The organism is Streptomyces sp. BF23-19, assembly GCF_041106355.1.
GTDB classification, from domain to species: domain Bacteria; phylum Actinomycetota; class Actinomycetes; order Streptomycetales; family Streptomycetaceae; genus Streptomyces; species Streptomyces virginiae_A.
Genome location: NZ_JBGBPT010000029.1, coordinates 44,459 through 67,739 on the forward strand (window position 1 = coordinate 44,459; position 23,281 = coordinate 67,739).

A 23,281-nucleotide genomic window follows, 5' to 3' on the forward strand; every position below is an offset into this window, starting at 1 on the left:
ATCTCTTGGGGTTTCGGAGTGTCGTTCGGGTGTTGCTGCCCGGACGGGCATGTCCTTCCTCAGCGGGCCAGGACTTGCACGGGCTCGCCCTGCTGGGCGCGCTGGGCTGCCTCCAGCCAGGCGCCACGCTTGTCGTCGAGAAGCCTCATGGCCTCGGCCGCGCGAACCCAGCGGGCTTCGGATAGCTCGCTCTCCTGGAGGAGGACCGAGGTGTCGGCCGGGACTCGGCCTCCGTCGAAGAGGAACTGCACGACCGACCTGGGACCGGTCGACTCCTTCGGGATGTGCCACATCACCGCGAGCAGGCCGGCCGCCTGGCAGTTCAGGCCTGTTTCCTCCGCGAGCTCGCGCTCGGCACACACCGTCGGGTACTCCCCGGGGTTGAGCATGCCTCCGGGGAACTGCCAGGCGCGGGCACCGTAGTTCGCCTTGACGAGGAGAACCAGGCCGTCCTCATCGGTGACGAGCATCGAGCCGACAGCTACCACCTGGGGCAGGCTGGCCAGCCACTCGGCCTTCGGAAGCAGGATGGTCATTGGTCCTCCTCCTTCTGCGCGCTGGCGGTCGTGGTCTCGGGTTCTTGCAGGAGTCGCAGCGCCCATGCGCGGCTGACCATCTGGGGAAGGTTCTTCGCGCCCAAGCGGTCGCCGAGCTTGCGGAGGTCGGCGACCACGTTCTGGCGACTGGTGAGCAGCTCCATGGCGATCTGCGTATTGCTGCGCCCTTGAGCTGCGAGCCTGAGCGCAGCCAGCTCGGCCGGCGAGGTCTTGAAACCCTGCTGTTCCGGCTCAGGGAGGGGCAGGACTCCCTTGCGGTAGGCGTAGTCCAGCAGGCACGCGACGGTGGGAGCCCCGATCTTGTGCCGGGCTCGCTCCGTGCGAGATCGGATGGTCTCCGCGGATCTGCCCACGGCCGCCGCGATCTCCTTCGCCGACCTGCCTTCGGCTAGGAGGGCCATGGCCTCGATCTCACGAGGCGTGAAGTCAACGGTCTGCCGCTTCATCCCAAGCCGCCCTGTTCTGCCGACGTGGGTGCGATCTGCCCTTCACTGCGAATCAGGGATCCCAGTCCGTCTTCGGTCTTGGGGGTCTGCTGGAGCAGGTGCATCGTCCGCTTCCCCGGCAGTGCCACCTCGCGGACGCTCTGCCACCCGCAGGTGCGCTGGAAGTAGTCCGCCAGGCGCGGTACGCGGACCGTGCATCGGACCCATGCCGGCGGGTTGGGCTGACGGGCTGCGTAGTCGCGGACCCACGGTGTCAGCAGTCGCCCGACCCTCCTGTGGCTCGGGTGGGCGTGGGCGAGTGCAACCAGCAGGGTCGGCTCCTGGCGCTCCTCGATCGTCCATCCGTCCTCGGGCGCGGCCCACTGGAGTGCGATGGCGCCGACAAGGACCTCGCCGTCCCACAGGCCGACGGCCGTCTTGCCGCTGAGGGAGTCCGCGCGCTGGACGAGGTCGACGAGCCTGGCCGCTTCTCCGTCGAACACGTGCTGCCGCTCGATCTGCCGCTCCATGCGACTGTCGAGCAGCTCGTCGAGGGCGCCGGAGTGCTCGCTGGTGAGAGGCGTCATCACGTACATGGGGTGGCTGCCTTCGGGTGAGGTCGGTTCGTGGCCTGCGCGGTCCAGTCCTCGTCGAGATCGACAACTGTCATGTCCGACAGCTCGACTCGGATCTCGCTCGCCAGGACCCACGGCAACAAGGGGTCGTCGAAGTAGGCCGCGTAGTCGCGCTCGACTACGCGGATCTCGTTCGGATTCAAGGGGTTGGGGTTGGGTGCGCAGAGCGTGCCGACGACTCCGATGGGGCGGACCGCCCTGGCCCGTAGGGCCACGTGACCGGCGCGGAGGCGGGGGCACAGCTCGACCGCGATCCGGGCGCAGGGAAGACACACCGGCGCCTGGGCGAACCCGATCTCAAGCGCCTTCTCGTACGCGTCCACCGTGAGAACCCACAGGGTGCCCGCTTCGGTGCGGCCGGCGGGCTTGGCGCAGACCTGGCACAGCAGCAGCCGTAGTGCTCGGCGCTCCTTGGCGTGGTTGATGTCGGCGAACAGCGGCCTTCCGCGCTGGTCGTCCTGCACGGGCCGGACGCCGCGGTGGAGCAGTTCACCGTGCCTGCCCCGATCGGCGGGAAGCTCGTCGACGTACGCGATGCCGTTGGGGCGGGCGATGATCTCCCCTGGGATGGCGGGCTCACCCGTCCACACGACGATCCAGGGGACCAGGTCAAGGAGTTTCGTCCGCTTTGCCGAATCGGGTGACTCGGCATCGGTTCGTCTGGCCACTGTGCCTTTCCTCAATTCCGATGTCCGGTGGATGGCCGGCCGCCCCCGTTCGCTGGGGGCGGCCGGGGCGCTCCCGCTCGCCGCTGGGAGGCGGAGCAGCATCAGCGAGGCGCCGCGCCCCGCTCGCCCAGCTGCCCGGTCATCACGCGGAGGGTGCGTGGTACGGGGAGCGAGCAGGGCCCGATGGAGCCGTCTCCCCGGAGCGGCAGGACACAACTCCAGGGAAACGGCGGTCAGGAGAAGTGCGAGACGTACTGCCAGGTCAGCCAAGCCAGCACCCCAGCGGTGAATATCAGAGGTCCCCCGGCCGTCCAGAGCCCGAAGCCGCTGCGCTCCATCGCGCCACGAGGATGCCGTGCCGCCCAGCGCAGGCGAGGGAAGTAACGACGACGGTGCGCAGCTACCGGCTGTGCCGAGAGCCGACGGTGACCAGCACCCCCATGCACGCGATCAGCACCCAGCCGAGCCACGTCACACGCCCTCGTCGGAGCGGGCCGCTCCGCGGCCACGCCGACGCAGGCCGGACAGCCTCGTGCTCTTCTCGGCCCGGTCGGGACGCACGTACTCCAGGTCTCGCGGCAACGCCTTGGGCAGGGGCAGGTGCGCTTCGGCCTGCTGCCAAGCGGAGCCCGGCTCGCGCGGCGGCAGCGGGCTGGGCTCGGGCTGAACGAGTTGCGGTAAGCCGCCTTGGCTGACCTCGTACACGAATCCTCCAGGAACCTGATGGTTTGGGATGTGCGCCGGCGCAGCGCCGGCCGGGCCTACCGCGCTACCGGGCCGACCGGGATCACGCAGTAGACGGTCCTGCTGTCTGAGGTGAAGCCCCATCGCCCGCCCATCTCGGCGGTGATCTTGTCCACGATCGCCAGTCCTCTGCCGGACTCCGCATCCGCGCTGGCAGCGCGCACCTGGGGCTGCCCACCGCCCGCGTCCTGCACGAGGATGTGCAACTGTCCCCTCGCGTAGAGCTGCGTCACCGTCACTGAAGCGCCCTCCCCGCTACCGCGGGTGGAGTGCTGGATGGCGTTCGACACGAACTCGCTGACAATCGTCAACGCCGAGTCCAGCAGGCTCGACAGCCCGAGGTAGCGGAGCCTGGCAGCCACGATGCGGCGGATGTGACCGACCCGCCTGGCGTCAATGGCGGACACGACGCCGACCTCCTGGCCCTCGATGGCGAAGGATGTTGCCATGAGGTCCACGGCCGGCCGGCGGCTCACATCCGTCTTCTCCGCCACCGGACGCGGCCGGGCGATTGTCTGCGTCATGACCTGACACCTGTCCGATCGGTAGAGAACTTGTGTGAGGAAGGAGAACGCGGTGCTCGGCAGCCACGTCTTTCGACATGCACGGGCTGACCGAGCCACACGAAGAGGAAACGCCCAACCGGCGCGCAGAGAAAGGCAATTTGCGTCGCTCTCGGCTTGCGCAGAACCGGTAATTTTTACCTTGCGACCGTCACGCAACGATGTGACGCCGTTACGGTGGGCCCATGACGGAGAACGTGCTCCTCGCGTCGCACATGGAAGCCGCTGCGCTCAAACAGGCAGAACTGGCACAGCGGTTGAACAAGCACATCGAGCGCCTCACCGGCAGGCCCGGGACGCTGCAAGACCGGCACATCCGGAACTGGCTGACCGGAAAAACTTCATGGCCCCAGACGCGACAGCGCCTGGCCTTAGAAGCAGAATTCGGTGTTCCTGCCGATGCACTCGGCTTCCGGCGGCCCGTGCGGCACGGCAGCGGCGAGCACCCGGCTCCATCAAACGCAACATCGGAGGATCCAGTGAAGCGACGTCGCTTCACCTCGGCAGCTGTCGGTTTCACAGTCTCCGCGCTCCTGCCGGTGCCGGCGGCGACGTCGCGACTCCGCATCGGCATGGCAGACCTCGACGAGCTGGAGACCGCGTTCGATCAGCTCATCGCATCGGACAACCTGGCCGGGGGCACGGTCAAGCTGGAGACTCGTGCCCTGGCGTTCGCCCACCACGCCCAGGAACGGCTGGCCGTCGGAACCATGAGCGAGCGGGTGAAGGACCGGCTCTATCTCCTGGCGGCAGCGTTCACCGGGACGGCCTTGTGGGCAGCGGTGGACGATCACGCGCCTGACCGGGCACGAGGCCACCTCGAGCGGGCCCTGCACATGGCGCGGTTGTCCAAGAACCCGGAGATCGAGCTTCGGCTATGGGGGCACGCCGCTCTGCTCGCGTCCCAGCGCCCGGGTGGCCTCCGAGAGGCGTTGGACGCTGCCCAGATCGCGCGCCGCTCCGCAGCCTGTCGCCGCGATCCCCTCTTCAGCTCGTTCGCCTCGGCCCGTCTTGCGGGAGTGCAGGCCCAAGCTCGTGATCACAACGGCTCCCTTCGCTCGATGGAAATCGCTCGCAAGGCTTTCCAAAAGGCCGACCCCGGAGCGCAGCGGCCGGCCTGGATCGGGTTCTACGACGCTGCGGAACTGGACGGGCTCTCCGCTGTGGTCATGTCGCGCATTGGACGCCACGCCGAGGCTGAGGCACACCTGCACCGCACCCTCGGTGGACTGCGCCCCGGGTACGTACGCAACCGCAGGTACTACACGGCCAGTCTCGCGCTGGCCCAGCTGCACCAAAGAGAACCCGAGCAAGCATGCGCAACGGCTCTCAGTGCTCTCCCTGACCAGGCCAGTGATTCACTGACCGGACGCACGGGGCTACTGCTGAACCGGTTCGACAAGGGCCTCACCAGCATGGCCCCAGGCGCCCAATGCACATCCGAATGGACAGCTCGATACGTGACGAACAAGGGACAGCAGTCGTGACCGTCGTGTTCAGCCAGGCCACCGCCGAGCAACTGCCCGCCATCCGCGAAGAGATCCTTCGCATCCACCAGGAAGTACGACACCGCGACTTCCAGATCCTGACCGAGTTCCAGTCAGTGGAGCGATTCGACGAGCGCCTCAGCAACTACGCGTCCCGCCCCGGCTGGACCGCCGTGATCGGTCACGAGGACGGTGAAGCTGTCGGCTTCGCCTTCGGCGTTCCCCTGAGGCCCGATACGCAATGGTGGTCCACCATGACGGAACCGCTTCCCGACGAGTTCATAAAAGAGGACGGCACGCGAACCGTCGCGCTCAACGAGATCGTCGTCCGCCGGCCGTGGCGCGGAAGTGGCGTTGCCTGGCAACTTCATGAGACCTGGCTCGCTCCCCGAACTGAGGAGCGCGTGACGCTGTTGGTCAATCCGGCCAATGGCAATGGCGCGGTTCAGGCCGTGTACGAGGCGTGGGGCTACCGTGTCGTCGGTCATCAGCAGCCGTTCCCCGATTCCCCGAAGTACGCCGCCATGGTCAGGCCCGTCGCCCGCCCATAGCCTCGCGGCGAGTCCGCCGCCGGGTTGAGCCCCCTGGCTGTGACTCAACCCGGTCACGGCGCCCGCCTGCTTCGACCGTGCGTGCTTCCACCGCGCTCCTTCGACCACATGGCGTGTCCCCTTCCTGCTGGATCATCGGCCAGCGGCGCGGGCCTTGAACGACCCCCGCTGGCTCCATCACGAAACCACGCCGACGTGCCCACATGACCGCCATGCCCCCATGCAGCAAGCCGCTTGCAGATTCTGCACACGCTGGGTGCACATCCAGTCACAGACCCTAAGGTGGGGGCGGCAGACCTCTGGGCCGATCCGTCGGAGGGCTTCGTGGGCGTGGACCCGCTCTGGAGTACCCGCAAGGTTCGTGCACTGGTCGACGACCAGCAAGCAGGGAGCCTCGTGCGGGTTGGCCGAGAGGCTCTGGGCTGGCGACAGACGGATCTCGGCGTGCGCCTACGCTGCTCCGCCTCCACCATCTCCCGCATCGAGCACGGGCAGCTCGCGGACCTGACACTGTTACGACGCGCGGCCCGAGAAGTCGGCGTACCCGTCGATCTGCTGGCCGCTTCCCTAGGCTTAAAGGCGCAGCGCAGCCCTAGAGTTGCTGAAGAGTCGTCGCCGCCTGCCTTGGAGGATCCGTTGCTACGCCGCACCGCCATCGCAGTCGGCCTCACAGCACCGCTCGGCCTCCTCTCAGGGCTGGAGAAGGCTCTGGCTGCGACACCTGACCCCACCGGGTCCCGCCTCCCCCTGGACTCCCGGCTGGCCACGGCCCGCGCCCTCTTCGACGCGGGCCACTACGACCAGCTCCTCCAAGACCTTCCAGGACTGCTCGGCGACGCCCACCACGCGACGGCAAGCCGTACGGACCTCGACTACGCGCGCCTCTCGTCCGCGTACACCCTCGCCGCGACGGTCCTGAACAAGAGGGGCGACTACACACTGTCTCGCCTCACTGCCGACCGCGCTCAGGTGTACGCGGACGTCTCCGGCTCGCCCCTCGCCTCTGCCGCAGCAGCCCGCGAACTGGCTGCCGTGCTACGCCACCAGGGGCAGGAAGCCGCTGCGCAGCGACTCATTCAGGGAGCCGTTGCCCGTGTCGAGGCGACAGGGCTGACGACGGATGCCCAGGCAGCCGCCTTCGCCCAGATGCTCGCTAGCACCGCTTACACGGCGGCCGTCGCTGGTGATCGCGACCAGGCGCACACCATGATTCGGGAAGCTGGCAGGGCAGCCCGGGATCTCCCCCTCCGAGCCCCTGCTGGCCGCCTGTTCCCGATCACCCCTGCCGCCGTCGACCTCTACACCGTCGGCGTGCACTGGGCGCTCGGCGACGCCGGCGCGGCCCTGGAGGCGGGCCGGAACCTCCATGCTTCGCAGTTCCCCACCAGGGAGCGGAAGGGGCGGATGCACACCGACCTCGGCCGTGCCTGGTGGCAGTGGGGCAAGCCGGAGCAGGCAGCTGCCTCCCTACTTGCTGCGGTCCGCGTGTCGCCCGGTGAAGTCCGCGACCGTCCCCCCATCCGGGCGATCGTCACCGAGCTGCAGACGCGTCACCCTCGTGTAACGGGAGTCGCGGAGCTCGTCGCAGCGACGAAGACCAAGGCTTAGTGCGGTTGCAGGATTAGGCTGACCGGATGACAGCTGATCGCACAGCAGCCAAGTACCGCCGCATCCTCGCCCTGGCCGGCGCGGCCGGGATCGCCCTTGCCGGGAGCGCCTGTTCCTCGTCCGGGAGTTCCGGCGGGGCCGCCTCGGGCGGTGAGAGGCTGTCCTACGACCGGGTCGCCTCGACGGCGAAGCAGCTGACGAGTACGTCGGCCTGCCCGTTCGGCCTAGACCCGGCGGCGGCGCTGAAAGCGGCCGGTGCCGAACGGACCGTCACCCCGGCGGCGTCCGGCGGCCACCCCGCGGTTCAGGGGACCGTCGACCCGGGCCGGCCGGCCGAGCCCTTGCCCAGCGGGCAGCCCAGGCCGTCCGGGTTCTCCTCCTTTCCCGCCGTCCCGCCGAACGCGTCCGTCGTCTGCAACTTCACGGCTTCGGAAGCCCCGATGGAGATCGACCTCGTGGCCCTGTCCGAGGGCGAGGGGGCGGTGAACCTGGCGCTGCCGCGGATCGCCACCCTCGGCAACCTCGGCGCCGACGAGGTGATGGCGTTCTCCAAGGACAAGCCCGGGATCGGCCAGACCAGGGTCACCCCGGGCCGAGGCACGGCCGCCGTCGCACGGGTGGCGGTGGCGGGCAAGGGCGACTTGGCGCTCGTGGTCTCCCAGGGATGGCCCGTCACCAAGGCGGACCCGGCCCTGGCCGGCGAGTCGCTCAGGAAGGTCGCCGAGGCACTCGCGGCCCAGCTGCGGCCGTAGGCGGCGCCGGCAGGCGACCCGTCGCGCACTGCTCGCCGCCCGACCGGAGCGAGCCGGTGCGGTGCCCGAGAGGGCCGAACCGGAGGTCCCCAGGGCCCGCGGCCGGGGCCGCCTCGGAGCCCCGGGTGGCTCCGAACGAGTACCACGACTCGACCTGCTCAACCGTCAGCTCATCGGCACACAGATACACCAACGAGCCCCACACCACATCCGTCACGCAGATGCAGTTGCAGTATCTAGTCGGCGAACGTGACCGCTCCGCTTTCGATGTCCGGACGAGGGCCGAAAGATCGGCGGCAGCGCGGGTGCGCGATGGGAAACTCTGCGGCCTCCTCGACGCTTCGGATGGTCCGGGCCGCCTTGTCGGGGTCCTGGTGGCTGACCCATCCGCAGTCCATGCCGTCGAAGACCTCCACGTATACGACGCCGGCCTCACGGGAGCGGTTGAGGGTGCCCGCGTTGTAGGCCACCGCGCTCTTCGCCAGGGTCGCCGCCTCCGCCCAGGCTCGGACCGGAACGCGGGCTCCATTGCGGTAGACGACGTGAGCCAGCTGGTGATCGTCACGGAGCCGCGCTGCAAGGTTCGCGGCCGCCTGCTTGGCGGTGACGTTTCCTGCGGCCAGGAGCGGGACTTCGCGTCGCGCTGCTGCCCGCGCGGCGCGGTAGAACGCCGTGGCCATCCGCTCGGCCTCTTCGGACCGGCGGAGGAAGTCCGCGTACGAATCGCTGGCCAGACTGAGGAGCGCCTCTCGGTGGATCATCGTCCATGTGAACCGTGCTCCGAGCCGTGCGGCAGCATGCTCGGCACCTTGCTGGTAGAGGTGCGGGAGCTGCCTGCGGATGAATGCGAGGGCCTCGGTGTCGACCTCGCGGCGGAACGCCTGGATGGCGCGCTTGAACTCCTCCAGTATGAGCAGCACCAGGCGGCCGCGGGGCTGCTGTTCGAAGGTCTTGAGTACGCGTTGCTGCTGCGCGGCGAGTCGGTTCCAGGCTTCGTCGAGTACGGCCGCGACGCGCCGAGCGACTTCGTCCGGGTCGCCGGGCACCAGCGGCGGCCAGTCGTACGCCATGGCGGCTACCGAGTCCGGTGGGCCGGTACGAGCGGCGCGGTGACCAGCTCGATGCCTGGCTCGCCGATGACCGGATCGTCAGGGGCCGAGGTGTCGGTGAGCGCAGCAAGCTGGCGTTCGAGGCCCTGGAGGTTGTTGCTCTGGTCGATGGTGACGACGCCGTCGACCGTCATCCTCAATGGTTCGGCCAGCAGGTTGGCGCGGCGTTCGGAGAGGACCTCGCGCGCGACTTCCCGGGCGCTGGCAAGTCGTGCGTAGCGGGCGGTGAGGTCGGTCTGGTCGGTGGTGGGCCCGAGCTGGGCGAGGAGCCAAGCGAGGACGGCAGGGTTCACGGGCTCTCCTTGCGAAGCAGGGGGACCGCCGCTCGTGGCGAGTCGGCGGTCCCGGTCGGGTAGGGCTACGTGGTGGCGGTCTTGCGGCGGCGCTGCGGAGTCGGCGCTGATTCCGGATCGGGGTCCGGCTCCGGCTCCGGCTCCGGCTGGGGCGATTCGTCCGGGGCGAAGCCGAAGGGGGGCGGTCCCTCGTCCTCCGCCTGGTCCTCGGGCTCGGGCAGCACGCCGCTCTCCCAGGCGCCGGGGTTGGTGATCTCGGCAGCGAGTTCGGGTGCCGGTTCCTCACCGGGCTCCAGGACCACCCACTCCCGGGTCGTCGGATGCTGGACGTGGACAGCGGCAGAGAGGCGGGCCATCAGATCACCTTCGCAACGATGTGAGCGTCCGGGGTGTGCAGGACCGGCATGCCCACGGCAGCGCCCTTGGTCCAAATCTGAACCGGGTCGTCCTGCGCGCCGCGGGTGATGACGATGCCCGGCCGGTCCTCCTTCGTGATCTCCGGGTTCGTGCCCCGCGAAAGGGCGAGGGCCTCGGCCGTCACGCCGAAGATGCTCTGGCCCCACTTGGAACGGTCCGGGGGCAGCAGGATCCACCGGTCCTCGGGGATGACCTTGGTCTGCACGCCGTCAACCCGGACCTGGCCCTTGTAGAAGGTGACCGGCGGCAGGCCGTAGTTGTCGCGCACCACGTTGATCTGCTGTGGGGTGAGCGTCGCCGTCGGGGTGTTCGACGGGTTGACGCTGCCGTAGTACGCCGCGCGGTAGGCGTTGTTGGCCGCGAGGAAGGAGAACGCCTTGCGGCTGGTCAGCACCAACTCCGGCGCCGGGGCACCTCGGTCATCCAGGTACTGGATCCAGGCGAGTTCGTCCTTGATCGGGTCGGACGTCGGGTCGCTCCACAGCTTGGGGACGACGGGCATGTTGCCAGCCGGGACGCCCCAGTCCACCTCGATCGTCAGGCCGTTCTCGGCGGCCAGCGTGAACTTGCCGTCGGTCAGCACGTCGCCCCAGGCGAGTTCGATGCGGGAGCGGATGGCCTCGACGTGCCGCTCCGTGTCGTCATACAGCAACTCGATCAGCCGGTCCTCGTCGGCGCCTCGTGACGCCTCCAGGAGGATCTGCTCCTGCTCACCGACGAGCAGCTTCTGGCCGAGCGGGGGCAGCATGCCCTCGCGGGTGGTCTGCCACGCCTCGCGGGTCGCGAACGGCACGGATGCGTCGAAGGCCCTGTACTTGGCGACGTTGACGTACCGGCCGTTGTCCTTGACCCGCCACTTCACCTCGTCCTGCTCCAAGGTCGGGATGAGCCCGCCGGCCTTGGTGAGGAGGTGGTCCGCCTGCGAGGGGATGGCGCGGGCGAAGGTGGTCAGGTCGTTGACCGCGACATTCTTGATCAGGTCCTGAATGGTCATCGTCGACTCCTCACACGAACCGGATCTGCGGGCCGGTCACCGACGCGGTGACCTTGGTGGTATCGATGCCGCCGGGCACCTTCGCCGTCACGACCACGCCGTGCCACAGCAGCGCCGCGGGCACCTTCGCCGCCGACGGGGCATACAGCGTCTCGGCGAACACGAAGCCGGCCAGGTTCTGGCGCCCGTCGGCTGCTGCCGGGTCGAAGGACCCGTAGAGGCCGGAGGCAGTGATCTTCCCGACCGGCACCCCGGACAGGACCCGGCCGTACGGCTGGCTGGTGTCGGTGGACGCCTGGATGTGCGCGGCGGACAGCTTGGAGACATCGAGTGTGATCGTCTCGGTCGAGTCCGTGCCGTGCAGACTGCCGAGCCAGGCCCGGTCAGCGGTGTACGACACCGACGTGGTGATCGGCTGGATGGTCACAGCCTGGTCCTCCCGTGGACGCAAAGCGGGGCGGGCGCACACCCGGGTGGTGGCGTCGTCCACGGAAATACGGGGCGTGGTCCCCTGGTCCGGCTTGCCCGCCGGTGGGAGTGGCTACCGGGTGGGTCAGCCGGAGACGAAGCCGCGGCGGCGGGCCATTTCCAGACCAGCGGCGCCCGGTCGCGGCGGCAGTCCCCCGCGGCTCGGCGGGCCCCCAGCGGGTGAGCCTCCGGGCGCCGGCGGCGGGGTCTGCTGACCGAACAGGCTCGGTCGGCGTTCCTTCAGCTGCTCGGCGATGGCGGTGACGGCAGCTTCGTCCGCGTCCGGCTGATCGGCGAGGGATCGCTCGATGAGGACGACAGCGTCCGCCAGGTCCTCACCGCTCGCCCCCAGTCCGGCGAGCACGGCGCGACGTACCGCTGCCCGCTCCCGGGCATCCGCGTCGCCAACGCGCTGATTGGCCTGCCGCTCCAGTTCGGCCGCAGCCTGCTCGCGGCGCTCGACCTCCGACAGGGCAGCCTGCTCCGCCTCGCGCTTCGTGGTGATGAACGCGCCCAGCGCCTCAGGGGTGTCGAACCCGAGGTCCCCCAAGAGCTTCTTCACGGCCGCTCGACCACCCTGCGTCTTCTCCCGGGCAAGGAGGCGGTTCAGGTCGTCCTGGGACACGGTCGGGGCGTGCGGGTCCGCCGGGTCTGCGGGATCGGCCGACGGGTCGTTCGGGGCAGCACCGAGAATCGGATAGATCGGGCGACCGTCTCGGCGGTAGCCGACCGGCGCGAACGGCGAAGGGAGCGGGCGCGTCATGCGTGAACCTCGTCAAGGTCTCCAGCGCCCCCACGCCGTTGATCAGTTTAGCCCCGCCTCCGAACTGGGCCGTTTCCTGATCGGGCCGTAAGCCCGTGCGCGCGCCCAACGATGTCCCGCGAGGCTGTTAGCTTGATCATGTCGCGCTGAGGTGCGACGCCGACGGGAGCGGGGCCGCCCATCAGTAACCCACTCCACCAGCAGGAGTGCGCCGAACGGGGTCGTAAGTTCGCCCCGCTCCCGCCGACCACGTCACAACGGGAGCTCACCACACCCGCCAGGCGTCACCGCCCCCTCCACTCGTCGTACATCAGTGCTTCGACCGCCTCCTGAGCCCGCTCATCGAGCTCGGCTTCGATCGACTTCACGACCTTGAGCGCCTCCTCGTACACCCGGTGCGGGTCAAGCAGCTCGAAGAGCGTCCTGCCGCCAAGCGAGAGGCTCAGCATTCTGTTGGGGAATTCTCGCAGTGCCCTGCCCTGGAACCCCTTCTCGGAGGGAGGCATAGCCGCAAAGTCCTCCAGGCGAGCTTCGCTGAGGTGCTCCAGGGCATCCCGTACGAGCTTGAGGTCGCGGTTCTCGGGCGGCGCAGTCTCTCCCCGTTCCTTCGCTAGACGGCCACGCCACTGCTCCAACTGGTACGCGGCCCACACGAGCATGTGTTCCTCCGCCCACCAGACCCGGTAGTCGGCGGCGAGCTGCTCCTCGTCGGGGCTCCAGTCCTCGTTGCGCTCGTAGTTCCGATTGTCTATCGCGTCCTTCTTGCGAATGGTCTGTGCTCGCTCGGCTTGCCGAATGACCGCCTCAGCCCACACCTGCACCATGTGCTGGGCGACCTCTACCGCGCCGGCCTCGGGTTCTACCTCGAAAGCCTCGAAGGGGTTCGTGTCCATGCTGGCGAGGCTAGCGGTCCGGGTCACACAGGAACCCACGTCCCCAAGCCGCGAGAACCGGTGGCGTTAAGCGAGTTGCCGACACCAAGATGGCGATATGGGCAGGGGCAGATGGAAAGCGCGGTTCTTGGCGGCACCAGGGGTGGCAGCGGTGGTATGGCTCGCCGTCACCGCGTTCCGAGACGGCTGGAGCGTGGCAGACCCCCTGGCGAGCGTTCTGGGAGCGGGGTCGGGCATCTTCGCGCTGCTCTTAGCCTTGCGTTCCGAGGCCATCACGGGGAGGGCAAATGGAGCGACCCTGCCTCCGCCTCCGGTGATCCCGGACTGGGTGGTGGACCGCGAGGAAGCGGAGAGGGTGGTATCGCTGGTGCGCCGCCGTGGCGGTGGCGGATCGGTGGGCATCGCGACCGGTCTGCATGGGGCGGGCGGCTTTGGGAAGACCACGCTAGCCCAGGTCGTCTGTGCGCACCGCAAGGTGCGGCGGCAGTTTCCCGGCGGCGTGCATGTGATCACGATTGGTCGAGATGTGCGTGGGCGCGTTGCGATCGCGGCGAAGGTCGCAGAGGTAACGCGCTACGTCACGGGCGACACCATGGAGGCGGGTACCGACCCAGATCAAGCTGGGGCACGACTAGGGGCCTTGCTCGATCAGCGTCCTCGTACGCTGCTGGTTCTCGACGACGTATGGGAGGCGGAGCAGCTAACGCCGTTCCTTCAAGGCGGCGACCGGAACTGTGTGCGGCTGATCACCACCCGAAATCCCGCAGTTCTTCCGGCCGGGGCAGACCGGATTGTCGTCGACCGGATGTCCCAGAAGCAGGCGGAGGCCGTTCTCACCCACGGTCTGCCCGAATTGCCGACGTCGCTGGTCCAAGACCTGGTGCTGGTGACCGGTCGCTGGGCGCTGCTGCTTCGCATGGCGAACCAGCGTCTAGCGGCGCAGGCTGCCACCGGCGCCGATCTCACGCAGGCCGTCCAGCACCTGCTGGAGAGGCTACAGCGTCGGGGCCCCTCCGGGATCGATGTCCTCCAGGGTCCCGTGGTGGCACTGGACCTGGACGATCCCAAGCGCCGAAACCAAGCGGTACGGGCCAGCATCGAGGCCGCCACCACGCTGCTTCCGCCCGAGGGAGGCCGGCGCTTCGCGGAACTGGGGATCTTCATGGAGGACGAGACGATCCCGGTCAGCCTGGTCTGCCAGCTGTGGCAGGCAACCGCCGGTCTCCATGAGATGGAGTCGCGGGCCTTGTGTAAACAGATGGCGGACCTTTCGCTGCTGAGCCTCGACGCGCAGACCGCGGGTGGGGCGATCAGCCTTCACGATGTGGTGCGCGACTACCTGCGAAGCGAACTAGGTCCCGAACTGTCCGCAACCAATGCCTGTTTCGTTGACGGCATTGCGCGCGACATCCCCTGGGCTTCGCCTCCTCCCTCGGGGACAGGTCAGGTACGGGCGTGGTGGGGGGTGTCCGACGGGTATCTCCTGGATCACCTGATCGAGCACATGATTGATGGCGGCCTGATCACTCAGGCTGAGGAGGTGGCTTCCGACCTGCGCTGGATACGCACGCGCCTGCATCAGCGCGGCCCGACCGCCCCATGGAACGATCTCTCACTGCTCCCCACTCCGTCCGCCCGCCTCATGGCTCAGGAATTGGGACGTGCCGCTCCACTGCTGTCCCCCACGGAACCAGCTCACTTCCTGGACGGAGTCCTCTACAGCCGCCTGGGTAACGTTTCTGCCTGGCGCGCCCAGACAGCACTCCTGCTCAGCGGAACATCGCTCGTCGACCGGAACACTCCGCCCGATTTGCCTGATCCCTGCTTCGTCTTGAACCTGACCGAAGACACCGGCGTACTGACGGCGGTCGCGATCGCTCCGGACGGCACACTGCTGGCCACTGGAAATTTGCAGGGTCGTATCCATGTTTGGGAGGTCGGCACCGGCAGGCTCGTGCGAACCCTCACCAGTCCCTCCGAAAGCGTCCACGCTCTCGCACTCGGCCGCAACGCCGTCCACCTGGCCGCATCCGGCACGCGCACGGTACGGCTGTGGGATCTTCGCAACGGTCAGCAGCTCCAGCAGTGGAACGACTGGGCTCTCCGCCAGGGCGTAGCACTAGCCGTCGCTGACGGCGATGTATGGGTCGCCCATGAAAGTGACGCTATGCGCGTTTATGTTCGCAGTCTCCGGTCCGAGGCCATCCGCAGTGTGCAGGACACTCAGCAAACCTCCGCCAGAGTCGCGCTCTCAGTGAGCCCCGACGGACGCTGGCTTGCCGTGCTGAAGGATCGACACACCATCCACATCTGGGATACCAGCCGGCACTACCAGGACGGCCAAGGCCCCCTCGTCGTGGGCCGGTATCGAGGAGGTGCGTCTGCGCTCGCCATCAGCGGCGGCGGGCAGCAACTGGCCACAGCCCATTCCGATCACACCATCCGCATCTGGGACACCACAAGTGACATCAACCCGCGTACGCTGACCGGCCGCATCGACCCGGGAAAAGGGATCTCGACGAGCCAGGACGGCAGGTGGCTTGCCGCCGCAGGCGAAACCGGTCGAACGGTACTCGTATGGGACTTGACCCCGCCTCCATGCTCCATCAGCCGCGGCAACCAGGTTCGGGCCGTCGCGGTCAGCCCTGACGGTACATGGCTCGTCACCGCGAACGCCGACTACACCATGCGTATCTGGGATGCCACGACCGGGGCCCTGCGCAAAGTGATCGCCTGCCCTACAGACTTGATCCGGTCCGTCACCATCACCCCGGACGGCGACAGAATCCTCTCCGCAGGAAACGGCCGGAACCTGCGACTCTGGGATGCACGCAGTGGCACCTGCCTCACCCACTTCCCCGTCGGGTCTGCCCAATGGACTGGGGCCCTGGCTATCGGCCCCAATGCCGACTGGGTCGCCACCGACAGCAGCGACGGCGTTATCGGAATCTGGGACTTGGCCTCCGGGACACGTCGACACGCTCTGACAGGGCGCAGCCGCAACATGCATGCCCTGGCCGTTACTCCAGACGGCGCGACTCTGGTCAGCGCCGCTGACCACGGTGACGTGCGTCTCTGGAATCCGGTGACTGGCAGACTTCTACGTTCCGTGTCGGGGCACAGCGCGTCGGTGAGGGCTGTGGCCATCAGCCGGGATGGCAGGTGGGTAGCCAGCGCCGGAGGCGATCAGACCATCCGCGTCTGGGACACCACCAGCGGCGAAGGTGTGCGCTACCTGTGGGGGCACACAGCGCCGGCGAAGGCTGTGGCCATCAGCCCGAATGGCAGGTGGGTAGCCAGCACCGGAGGCGATCAGACCATCCGCGTCTGGGACGCCACCAGCGGCGAAGCAGCTGCGCTGATGCGTACGTCCGCTGCCCTGGATGCCTGCGTCTTTTCCCCTCACAGCACATCCCTGTACGTCGCATCGAGCAGTGGTCTGTTCACGTACGACATTCGAGATGTCGGGGGAGCCTAGTGCTGGCGTGATCGTCCGAGAATTGCCGGATCAGCTTCTCCTACCCGATGCCGCGGCTACGGACAACGAACGTCTCGGAACCCTGTCCATAACTTGGGCTGGTACGCGGTTCCCCCAGGTAGGGCGGCTGGAGTCGGCAAGCGCGGGACAGTCCGCGCCAGCATCGGCTCCAGCGGCGGGGACAGAGTCACGCCGGCCCCCTACCCGCACAGATGTGCCCCAACGCGAAGGGGCCGATCCGACTTGCACACGAAATCGAACAGATGGCCTAATTCAGATATGGCGCTACCGACCTTTCCACCCGATCTTGTGCAGGCTCAGGTCCGGGCGATCCGAGCCTACGATGCCCTCGCAGAGCAGCCTCCGAGCGCACCAACCGCACTGCTGCGGCACGAGCTCGTCGAGGCCCTCCGCAGTCTGTACAGCCACCCGTTCTGGGCTACGCCCGGCACATCCCCGACGGGCATAGTCGAACTCCGCCGCCAGGCCCGCGCCCGCCTGTGGGTGCCGGCCGCGTAGGGAGCGAGTCCCCGTGGCAGCCCCTCGCCCAGGAACCGCGACACCGGCCCCCCAGAACGACCAGCCCGCCGCCTTCACCCCGCCCCCGGTGCAGATCCTGCTCCCCCAAGGCGAGGTCACAGGGTTGCTGTGGGAACGGCGGCAGCTGCCCGGCGGATGGATCTATCTCGCCTCTTTCGACCTGTGGGTCTGCGACGAGGACGGCGTCATGAGTACGGCGTCCACCCGCATGTGGGTGGACGCCCCCGGCCACGCCCGGCCCGTCGCCGGCGTCGCCCCGGCCGCGTACACGGCCGTCCCCACCTACCCCTTGCCGGCGCCGGACTCCGTGGAACGGCAGCTCGGCCCCAGGCGGCCTCCCGGCTGGGTCGTGGGGCCTCTGCACCGTCGCGGCCCCGACCTCGCCGTCATCCACGCCGTCGACTGCCCCGACGCACCGACTGGTATGCGCGCCCTGACATGGGAGCAGGCACTTAATCTGGCCGAGCGGCCGGGCGTGCGCCTGTGCTCGTTGTGCGGTGCCGCCCACGAGTTGGAACCTCTACTGAACGGCTTCGACACCATCGACAGCAGCTGATGGTCCCGCCGGGAGGCCTCGACGACTGCCCCGTGCGCCAGCAGCAGCCCTTGACGTTGAAGGGTGGTCCCCCTTCGCAAAAAAGTCTGGCAACCAAGTAAGAACGGAGGGGTTCTGCCCGCTGTATATCCGACGGACCCTATCCGCGTCTGTCGCAAGGTCTGGCTGCTGACTGACCGGCGCAACGGTCAGCCCAGCAGCCAGGCCGTGGCAACCGAAAGCGCGAGCGCCTACCACGAGTTGACGGTGGGCGCCTTTGGTATGCCGAAAATCTACCCGCACGCGTGAGACGCCTTGACCACCACGCACCGCAACCGATCCAATCGCTCTTGTGACTGCGAGCAGCTACTACCCCTTGCGCGGGGAGCCCCAGACACGCACCGAACACAGACGCGGAACCAGGGAAAGGTGGAGGCATGAATGCAGTGCCCATCGCGTACGTCGCCAGCGTCACCACGCTCGCGGCCAGCAAGGCCGTCGAGCTCACAGGTGATCACTGGGACACAGCCGCCAATGTGGCGCAGGCTGCAGTGATCATTGCCGCAACAGGACACATCGTCATCTGCGGGGCAAAGCGCATGACGGACATCGGCCGCCGGTTTCGCCGGCTGATGCGGATCGCGGACGCCTTCAACGAAGGCGGCACGGCAAATGACACCGATGCCGGTGCCGCCTAGCGAAAGCACTGCCAACGAGGTCGACGGTGACGGAGACGCCACGTCGGCCTCGTTGGCGCGCCTTGAGGACTTGTTCCACCAGCTACACCCACGGATGGCCGCCCAGATCCACTATCGCTTCCGAGCACTCACGTGGAGCGACGCCGAGGACGTAGTTGCCGATGCGTTCCTCTATGCCTACCGGAATTGGGATCGTATAGGGGAACTCGACAACCTGAGCGCATACTTGACCCGTGCCGCGCAGCATCGCGCGATCGACATACTGCGCAAGCAGCAGCGCGTGAGTCTCGCGGACGAGGACACCCTTACGCATCTGATCGACCACGCTGCAGACGACCAAAACCCAGACTCAGAAGTCTGGGCTGTCGTACGCCAGGCCATCGCCGGTATGACCCCAGGGCGGGTACAGCAGGTGATCACCTTGCAAGGGGCCGGGCTGTCCGATGTAGAGATCGCCGAATCCTTGGGCATCACCAAGAATCAGGTGTACGTCCAACGCAATAGAGCCATCAAAGCCCTGAGAAGAAGGCTTGCCTCCCACATCAGAAGCAATGCGCCCCGCTCAGGTCCGAAGCCGCAATAGAAGCTTCGAGCGTCGACCGGGAACCGTCGGCTCGACGACGAGGCTTGCCGGCCCTCCCGTTGGACGCCTTACGGCCTCTGATCGCCCACCTCCGGCAGCGGCACGCGGACGGCATCCACCGTTGCTTCCGGCATTCCGAGGTAGGCACGGACTGCTGCGTTGTCACCTGTAGCGTCAGCAAGGCGGGCGGCGGCGTCGAAGGCCCGGGCCTGGATGCGTTCGATCTCGTCCTGGGCGTCGTCGATCGGATATCCGGCCCGTCCTGGAGCATGCGCACGCCGGTCTCGACGGACAGCACTCCGGCGCCGACGCCCTTAACGACTTCCTCGAGGATCGCCGCTCGGTCGGTCGGGGTATGGGGACCCCACGCCAAGTGCGCGGGCGCCGACTCCCCGGTCGACCAGCCATGTGCCTGGCCGGCCTGGTGGAGGCGCTGCACCATGCGCAGCATGATCGCGTACTTGTGGGCCCGGGCCAGGCGCATGCCGCCGACGAGGGAGTCGAGCGGCCCGAGGGTGAGTTGGAGGGCGTAGCCGGAAGGGAGGGCGGTGGGGTCGAGGGTGCCGAGGCCGGCGGCCGTCCATTCCCGCATCCACCGCTCAGCTTCGCCACGGCCCAGGGCATGGGCCAGAGGGTCTATGGCAGCCACCTGCCCCGGGGCCGCCAGAAGCACGGTGCGGCCGCTCGCCTCGCCATCCCGTGACCCATTTGAGACAATATAGACGGATAGGCGCTGGTGTTCCGGGTTGAACATTCAGTCGCGATAGGGTGGGCGTGATAAGTGGCCGTCCATCCCGCACAAAGGAGTAAACGATGAAGGTGCTAAACCTTCAGCGCCTCACGTCCCTGGTCGTGGGTATCGGCTCCAGTATCGACATCGCCGGGCTCGCAACCTACTCAGCGATGCGCAGGGCCCAGCCGGACCTTGCCCGGTTGCGCCGGGGGTCAGATTGGGAAGCAGTGGGCCGCGACCTACGCAAGGCGATGGCCGCGGAGAGAACGAAGCGCGTCACGATGAAGTAGATCTCATCGCCGACCCTGAGGCATACGTAGTCCTGCCCAGGGAGAAGTTCGAAGATTTGACGGCTGAGGCCGACGAGCTCCAGCACGACATCCACGACGCCTTCGGGGGCGGCACAGTCTTGCGCCACCGAAGCAGGGTCAGTCGACACTCAGGACCGCTTCCGTCACCGAGAGAACTCGGGGAGTATGAAGCGGCACTTCCTGGCTTGGCTGCGGAGATTGTGGGGATGGCGAAGGCCGAACAGGCCCACCGTCACAAGCAGGAAGAACTCGCCCTGAAGCAACCGTATGACCTGGCGAGGATGGGTCAAGGATGCGGACTCGTTGCACTGGTGTTCCTGGCGGCGCTGGCTGCGTACTTCGCATACAAAGGTGCTTACGGTTGGGCAGCCGCAGTCGGAGTGCTAGACATCGGCGCTATTGTCACCGTGTTCGTGACCGGTCACGCGGCGAGGGGCCGTGCGAGTGATACCGGCTCTGAAGAAGAAGACGAAGACGAAGAAGACGACCAGGACTGACTGCGTGTCCTTCGGACGCCGACAACGAAGGATCCATCTGTCCACTCGGTGGGGGCGGCGACTCTTGGAGTGGGCACCTGATGGCGCCCTGCCTTTCGCTCTCTTCCCCGCTGTGGCGCATGCGGGCAGCTGCCACGCCAGAAAATCGTCCCACGATGCGAAACTTTTCAGAGCGAGGCAGCTACCGATCAAGCATTCGATTCTAGCCATACCGATCCACCAGGTTCCCGCCTCAGGCTGCCTGGTCGTTCCGAGCTAGAAGAGGCACGTCGGGGATCTCGGTGTCGGCCTCGGGAAGGCCGAGGTAGGCCCGGACGGCTGCGTTGTCGCCCGTGGCGTCAGCGAGCCGCGCGGCGGCCTCGAAGGCCCGAGCCTGGATGCGTTTGATCTCCTGCTGCGCGTCCTCGATGGGGTAGCCAGCATCTTGGAGCATTCGCACACCGGTCTCCACGGACAGGACTCCTACACCGACGCCCTTGACCACCTCGTCGAGAACGGCAGCCCGGTCAGTCGGCGTGTGTGGTCCCCACATCAGGCGGGCAGGGTAGGAATCCCCCACAGGCCAGCCCTGGGCTTGTCCTGCCTGGTGGAGGCGCTGCACCATGCGCAGCAAGATCCCGTACTTGTGGTCGCGGGCAAGGCGCATGGAGCCGACGAGTGCGTCCAGCGGCCCGAGGGCGAGTTGGAGGGCGTAGCCGGAGGGCAGGGCGGTGGGGTCGAGGATGCCGAGGCCGGCGGCGGTGATGCGGCTGTTGGCGGCGATCCGGTCGAGGAGGTGATCGACGCGGAAGCGGAGTTCGGCGAGCTGGGCGGAGGTGTCGAGGACGTCCATGCGGCCGCCGTCGTTGAGTTGCCATACCGTGCCTGCTCGGACCTTCACCGGCAGGGGCTGCCCCGTGTTCCGGTCGATCGGGAGTCGGGCGCCAGCGAGCCCGATGATCGGGGAGCCGGTGGTGGCGCTTGCCCCGGAGGAGTCTGTGTCGGTGGCGGAGAGCTCGTCGAGGGCCTGGAGGACGGTGGCCAGGGTGGGCTTGCCCCAGTGGTCACCTGAGTGGGGGATGTTGTTGGTGATGTGGATCAGGGGGATGAAGTCGACTTGGAGGTCGAGCCGGTCAAGGACCTCGCCGTCGGAACGGGTTCGGAAGGTCGCCTTGTGGAGGGGCAGGTCGTACAACAGGTCGGAGTGCTTGAGGTCGTCGAGGTCCCATTCGGCGTCGGTGAGGTAGCACGTGTACGGGGACGGCCGCCCTGCCGCCCACGGGTAGGTGCGGGTGATGACCCCGGTCGCGGGATCCTGGACGTCGCCGGGCACAAGCAGCGCGACATCGTCGTCTCCGGCAACAGGCTCACGGAAGCGAGCGCCATCCTTGTTCGTGGCGGGGCGGCTGGCTGGCGCGATCGGTGCGAGCTCGTAGGTGATGCGGCGCAGCCTGGCCTTGGTGCCGCGGCGTACGTCTTCGGGGATCTCCCAGGCGAGGTGCACGCGGGTGGGGAACTCGCCTGAGTCCTGCTCGTCGTCCGGCCATTCGGCGAAGTAGAGGCCCGGGTCCCAGGTTCGGAGCAGGACGCGGCCCTTGGTGGGGTCCCAGGCCAGGGAGTAGACGGAGTCGCCGAGGAGGATCGCGGTCCGTTCGGCCTGCTGGAGGCGCAGCGGTAGGAGTTCCTTCTCTGCCCAGGCCCGGAGATGCTCTTGAACAGCGACGGCCTCGGCATGCCCGTCGGCCTGATCGCCGGCGGCCTGCTCCGCTCCGGGAACGGTGATCGTCTGCTCCGATCCGAGCAGGTATCCCAGGGCGGTGTCGATCAGCTTGCTCGCGTCGCCGAGCTCGCGCCGCTCTCCGCCCGCGCTGTCATCCCCGGTGATCGCGGCGACCTGGCCGGCCTGGTTGGAGTCGTAGGCGGCCAGCAGCCGGTACGCAGACAATCGCCGCAAGTCCTCGTCCGGGACCCACGAGGACGTGAGGTCGGACCAGGCGTTGAGCCCGGGGCGACGGGGGTCGGCCATGACCGGCTTGTAGTCCAGCCAGCTCCATACGTCGGTGATCAACTTGCGCAGGCCCACAGCGTTCTCCAGGCAGTCGGCCCCCGCGCCGCCGGTCCAGCATATGGGCCCTTGAGCCTGCGTCCCGGGCCATCCGGTTCGCTGACGGGGCATAGCTAGCCTGGACTCAGTTAGCCGTTCTTGAATACGTCTGCGCCGGCGGAGATCAGCGTCCCAAGTGCTGCGAGGATCGCCACCAAGACTCCGATGGCGGTGAGCTGCTCTGTCGTCGTCAATGTCTTCCACCAACGGCCATCCGGTACTTCCCCCGTTACAGCGAGCCTCCCCGCCCCCGCCCGATCGCGAGCCCAGAACTGGAGGGCCTTGAGCGCAAAGTAGAGACCAATGGCGGCAAGGACGGCCAGACTGGAAGTCGGCAGTGGTTTGTTGACCCACTCATCCCCCGTAGCGCCGGGTGGCGCACCCACCTTGCTCCCCGGGTACCACGCCACTGCGTACAGCAGCCAGAACACCCAGAAGAGAGCTCCGAGAGCTGCGCTCTGCGACTTGCGCCGCGCGTCAGAGCGGCGGGCGCTACCCCCGCCGACCGCCCCGTCCTCAAGGAAGATGCGGATCTGCGCATCTGCTCCATACACCCAAGTAGGGTCTGAGCCGATGATGCTCACCTCAACCTGCTCCTGATCAAGCTGTAAGGTGACCGCACACTTTCCCGATGAGTCTTTTGCTACGAATGCCAGATTATCCCACTTATCAGGGTCGCCGGGGAGCGGTGCGCTTCGCACAGCATCCACGAGGTCGATAAGGGTTGGCGCCCGAAAAGTACGACTATTTCGTTCAGTCGAGTACTCGATGCCAGACTCGCCGAAACCAGCTGAGGCGGTGACGAAGAGGGCATCGAGTTGGCGGCGGCCGAGGCGACACCGGTAGTAGGCATGCTTCAGCGTGACTGCCGAGGAGTGAGTAGTCATGCCGCGCAT

The 23,281-nt window shown here is 67.7% G+C and carries 24 protein-coding genes; 9 read left to right on the plus strand and 15 right to left on the minus strand.

Features of this window, described 5'->3' with window-relative positions:
* Positions 1-59 precede the first annotated feature (59 nt).
* The 6 genes from AB8A24_RS18330 to AB8A24_RS18355 form a co-directional block, all read right to left on the minus strand.
* Positions 60-536: an NUDIX domain-containing protein gene (locus AB8A24_RS18330; RefSeq protein ID WP_369476639.1), complete on the minus strand. Its 477-nt coding sequence runs from the start codon at positions 534-536 to the stop codon at positions 60-62.
* Positions 533-1,003 (minus strand): LuxR C-terminal-related transcriptional regulator, encoded by a 471-nt coding sequence (locus AB8A24_RS18335; RefSeq protein ID WP_369476641.1) that lies wholly within the window; start codon positions 1,001-1,003, stop codon positions 533-535. Before AB8A24_RS18335 ends, AB8A24_RS18330 begins: the two co-directional genes overlap by 4 nt.
* Complete coding sequence (locus AB8A24_RS18340; protein ID WP_369476643.1) at positions 1,000-1,569, minus strand: hypothetical protein; 570 nt, start codon at positions 1,567-1,569, stop codon at positions 1,000-1,002. The genes AB8A24_RS18335 and AB8A24_RS18340 overlap by 4 nt, the downstream gene beginning before the upstream one ends.
* Entirely contained in the window at positions 1,569-2,285 is a 717-nt protein-coding gene (locus AB8A24_RS18345) for a hypothetical protein (protein ID WP_369476645.1), read from the minus strand. The genes AB8A24_RS18340 and AB8A24_RS18345 overlap by 1 nt, the downstream gene beginning before the upstream one ends.
* Before the next feature lie 471 nt (positions 2,286-2,756).
* The gene (locus AB8A24_RS18350; RefSeq protein WP_369476647.1) at positions 2,757-2,990 is read right to left on the minus strand and encodes a hypothetical protein; all 234 of its coding nucleotides are present in this window, start codon (positions 2,988-2,990) and stop codon (positions 2,757-2,759) included.
* Positions 2,991-3,046: 56 nt separating this feature from the next.
* Positions 3,047-3,553, minus strand: coding sequence for an ATP-binding protein (locus tag AB8A24_RS18355; RefSeq protein ID WP_327385537.1), 507 nt, complete (start codon positions 3,551-3,553; stop codon positions 3,047-3,049).
* 224 nt (positions 3,554-3,777) lie between these two features.
* On the opposite strand from AB8A24_RS18355, the gene AB8A24_RS18360 reads away from it, so the two are divergent.
* From AB8A24_RS18360 to AB8A24_RS18375, 4 genes are all read left to right on the plus strand, one after another.
* Positions 3,778-5,079: an XRE family transcriptional regulator gene (locus tag AB8A24_RS18360; protein ID WP_369476649.1), complete on the plus strand. Its 1,302-nt coding sequence runs from the start codon at positions 3,778-3,780 to the stop codon at positions 5,077-5,079.
* Complete coding sequence (locus AB8A24_RS18365) at positions 5,076-5,630, plus strand: N-acetyltransferase family protein (protein WP_369476651.1); 555 nt, start codon at positions 5,076-5,078, stop codon at positions 5,628-5,630. Before AB8A24_RS18360 ends, AB8A24_RS18365 begins: the two co-directional genes overlap by 4 nt.
* Positions 5,631-5,954: 324 nt before the next feature.
* On the plus strand, positions 5,955-7,238 hold the full coding sequence (locus AB8A24_RS18370) for a multiprotein-bridging factor 1 family protein (RefSeq protein ID WP_369476710.1): 1,284 nt from the start codon (positions 5,955-5,957) through the stop codon (positions 7,236-7,238).
* 26 nt (positions 7,239-7,264) lie between these two features.
* On the plus strand, positions 7,265-7,990 hold the full coding sequence (locus AB8A24_RS18375) for a hypothetical protein (RefSeq protein ID WP_369476653.1): 726 nt from the start codon (positions 7,265-7,267) through the stop codon (positions 7,988-7,990).
* Positions 7,991-8,226: 236 nt separating this feature from the next.
* Here AB8A24_RS18375 and AB8A24_RS18380 read toward each other — a convergent pair whose 3' ends face one another.
* The 7 genes from AB8A24_RS18380 to AB8A24_RS18410 all read right to left on the minus strand — a co-directional run bounded on the left by AB8A24_RS18380 (position 8,227) and on the right by AB8A24_RS18410 (position 12,927).
* Positions 8,227-9,060 (minus strand): hypothetical protein, encoded by an 834-nt coding sequence (locus AB8A24_RS18380; RefSeq protein ID WP_369476654.1) that lies wholly within the window; start codon positions 9,058-9,060, stop codon positions 8,227-8,229.
* 5 nt (positions 9,061-9,065) lie between these two features.
* Positions 9,066-9,392 (minus strand): hypothetical protein, encoded by a 327-nt coding sequence (locus tag AB8A24_RS18385; RefSeq protein ID WP_369476656.1) that lies wholly within the window; start codon positions 9,390-9,392, stop codon positions 9,066-9,068.
* A 65-nt stretch (positions 9,393-9,457) separates the two neighbouring features.
* Positions 9,458-9,748: a hypothetical protein gene (locus AB8A24_RS18390; protein ID WP_369476658.1), complete on the minus strand. Its 291-nt coding sequence runs from the start codon at positions 9,746-9,748 to the stop codon at positions 9,458-9,460.
* The gene (locus AB8A24_RS18395; RefSeq protein WP_369476660.1) at positions 9,748-10,803 is read right to left on the minus strand and encodes a major capsid protein; all 1,056 of its coding nucleotides are present in this window, start codon (positions 10,801-10,803) and stop codon (positions 9,748-9,750) included. The genes AB8A24_RS18390 and AB8A24_RS18395 overlap by 1 nt, the downstream gene beginning before the upstream one ends.
* Positions 10,804-10,813: 10 nt before the next feature.
* A complete protein-coding gene (locus AB8A24_RS18400) occupies positions 10,814-11,230 on the minus strand; it encodes a head decoration protein (RefSeq protein WP_369476662.1) in 417 nt (138 codons plus the stop codon).
* Between the two features lie 126 nt (positions 11,231-11,356).
* Positions 11,357-12,034, minus strand: a complete 678-nt coding sequence (locus AB8A24_RS18405; protein ID WP_369476664.1) for a hypothetical protein — start codon at positions 12,032-12,034, stop codon at positions 11,357-11,359.
* A gap of 284 nt (positions 12,035-12,318) precedes the next feature.
* The gene (locus AB8A24_RS18410) at positions 12,319-12,927 is read right to left on the minus strand and encodes a hypothetical protein (protein ID WP_369476666.1); all 609 of its coding nucleotides are present in this window, start codon (positions 12,925-12,927) and stop codon (positions 12,319-12,321) included.
* 193 nt (positions 12,928-13,120) lie between these two features.
* Here AB8A24_RS18410 and AB8A24_RS18415 point away from each other — a divergent pair, with 193 nt between their 5' ends.
* From AB8A24_RS18415 to AB8A24_RS18435, 5 genes are all read left to right on the plus strand, one after another.
* Positions 13,121-16,405, plus strand: a complete 3,285-nt coding sequence (locus AB8A24_RS18415) for an NB-ARC domain-containing protein (RefSeq protein ID WP_369476668.1) — start codon at positions 13,121-13,123, stop codon at positions 16,403-16,405.
* Between the two features lie 532 nt (positions 16,406-16,937).
* A complete protein-coding gene (locus AB8A24_RS18420) occupies positions 16,938-17,501 on the plus strand; it encodes a DUF6233 domain-containing protein (protein ID WP_369476670.1) in 564 nt (187 codons plus the stop codon).
* 416 nt (positions 17,502-17,917) lie between these two features.
* Positions 17,918-18,178: a hypothetical protein gene (locus AB8A24_RS18425; protein WP_369476672.1), complete on the plus strand. Its 261-nt coding sequence runs from the start codon at positions 17,918-17,920 to the stop codon at positions 18,176-18,178.
* Positions 18,179-18,272: 94 nt separating this feature from the next.
* On the plus strand, positions 18,273-18,761 hold the full coding sequence (locus tag AB8A24_RS18430; protein WP_369476673.1) for an RNA polymerase sigma factor: 489 nt from the start codon (positions 18,273-18,275) through the stop codon (positions 18,759-18,761).
* 1,142 nt (positions 18,762-19,903) lie between these two features.
* Entirely contained in the window at positions 19,904-20,302 is a 399-nt protein-coding gene (locus AB8A24_RS18435) for a DUF2335 domain-containing protein (RefSeq protein WP_369476712.1), read from the plus strand.
* Positions 20,303-20,534: 232 nt separating this feature from the next.
* On the opposite strand, the gene AB8A24_RS18440 is transcribed toward AB8A24_RS18435, so the two are convergent.
* Both AB8A24_RS18440 and AB8A24_RS18445 read right to left on the minus strand, forming a co-directional pair.
* Positions 20,535-22,364 carry a hypothetical protein gene (locus AB8A24_RS18440; protein ID WP_369476675.1) on the minus strand — a complete coding sequence of 610 codons (1,830 nt, stop codon included), beginning with the start codon at positions 22,362-22,364 and terminating at the stop codon, positions 20,535-20,537.
* Between the two features lie 110 nt (positions 22,365-22,474).
* A complete protein-coding gene (locus AB8A24_RS18445; protein ID WP_369476677.1) occupies positions 22,475-23,272 on the minus strand; it encodes a hypothetical protein in 798 nt (265 codons plus the stop codon).
* Between the last annotated feature and the right edge of the window lie 9 nt (positions 23,273-23,281).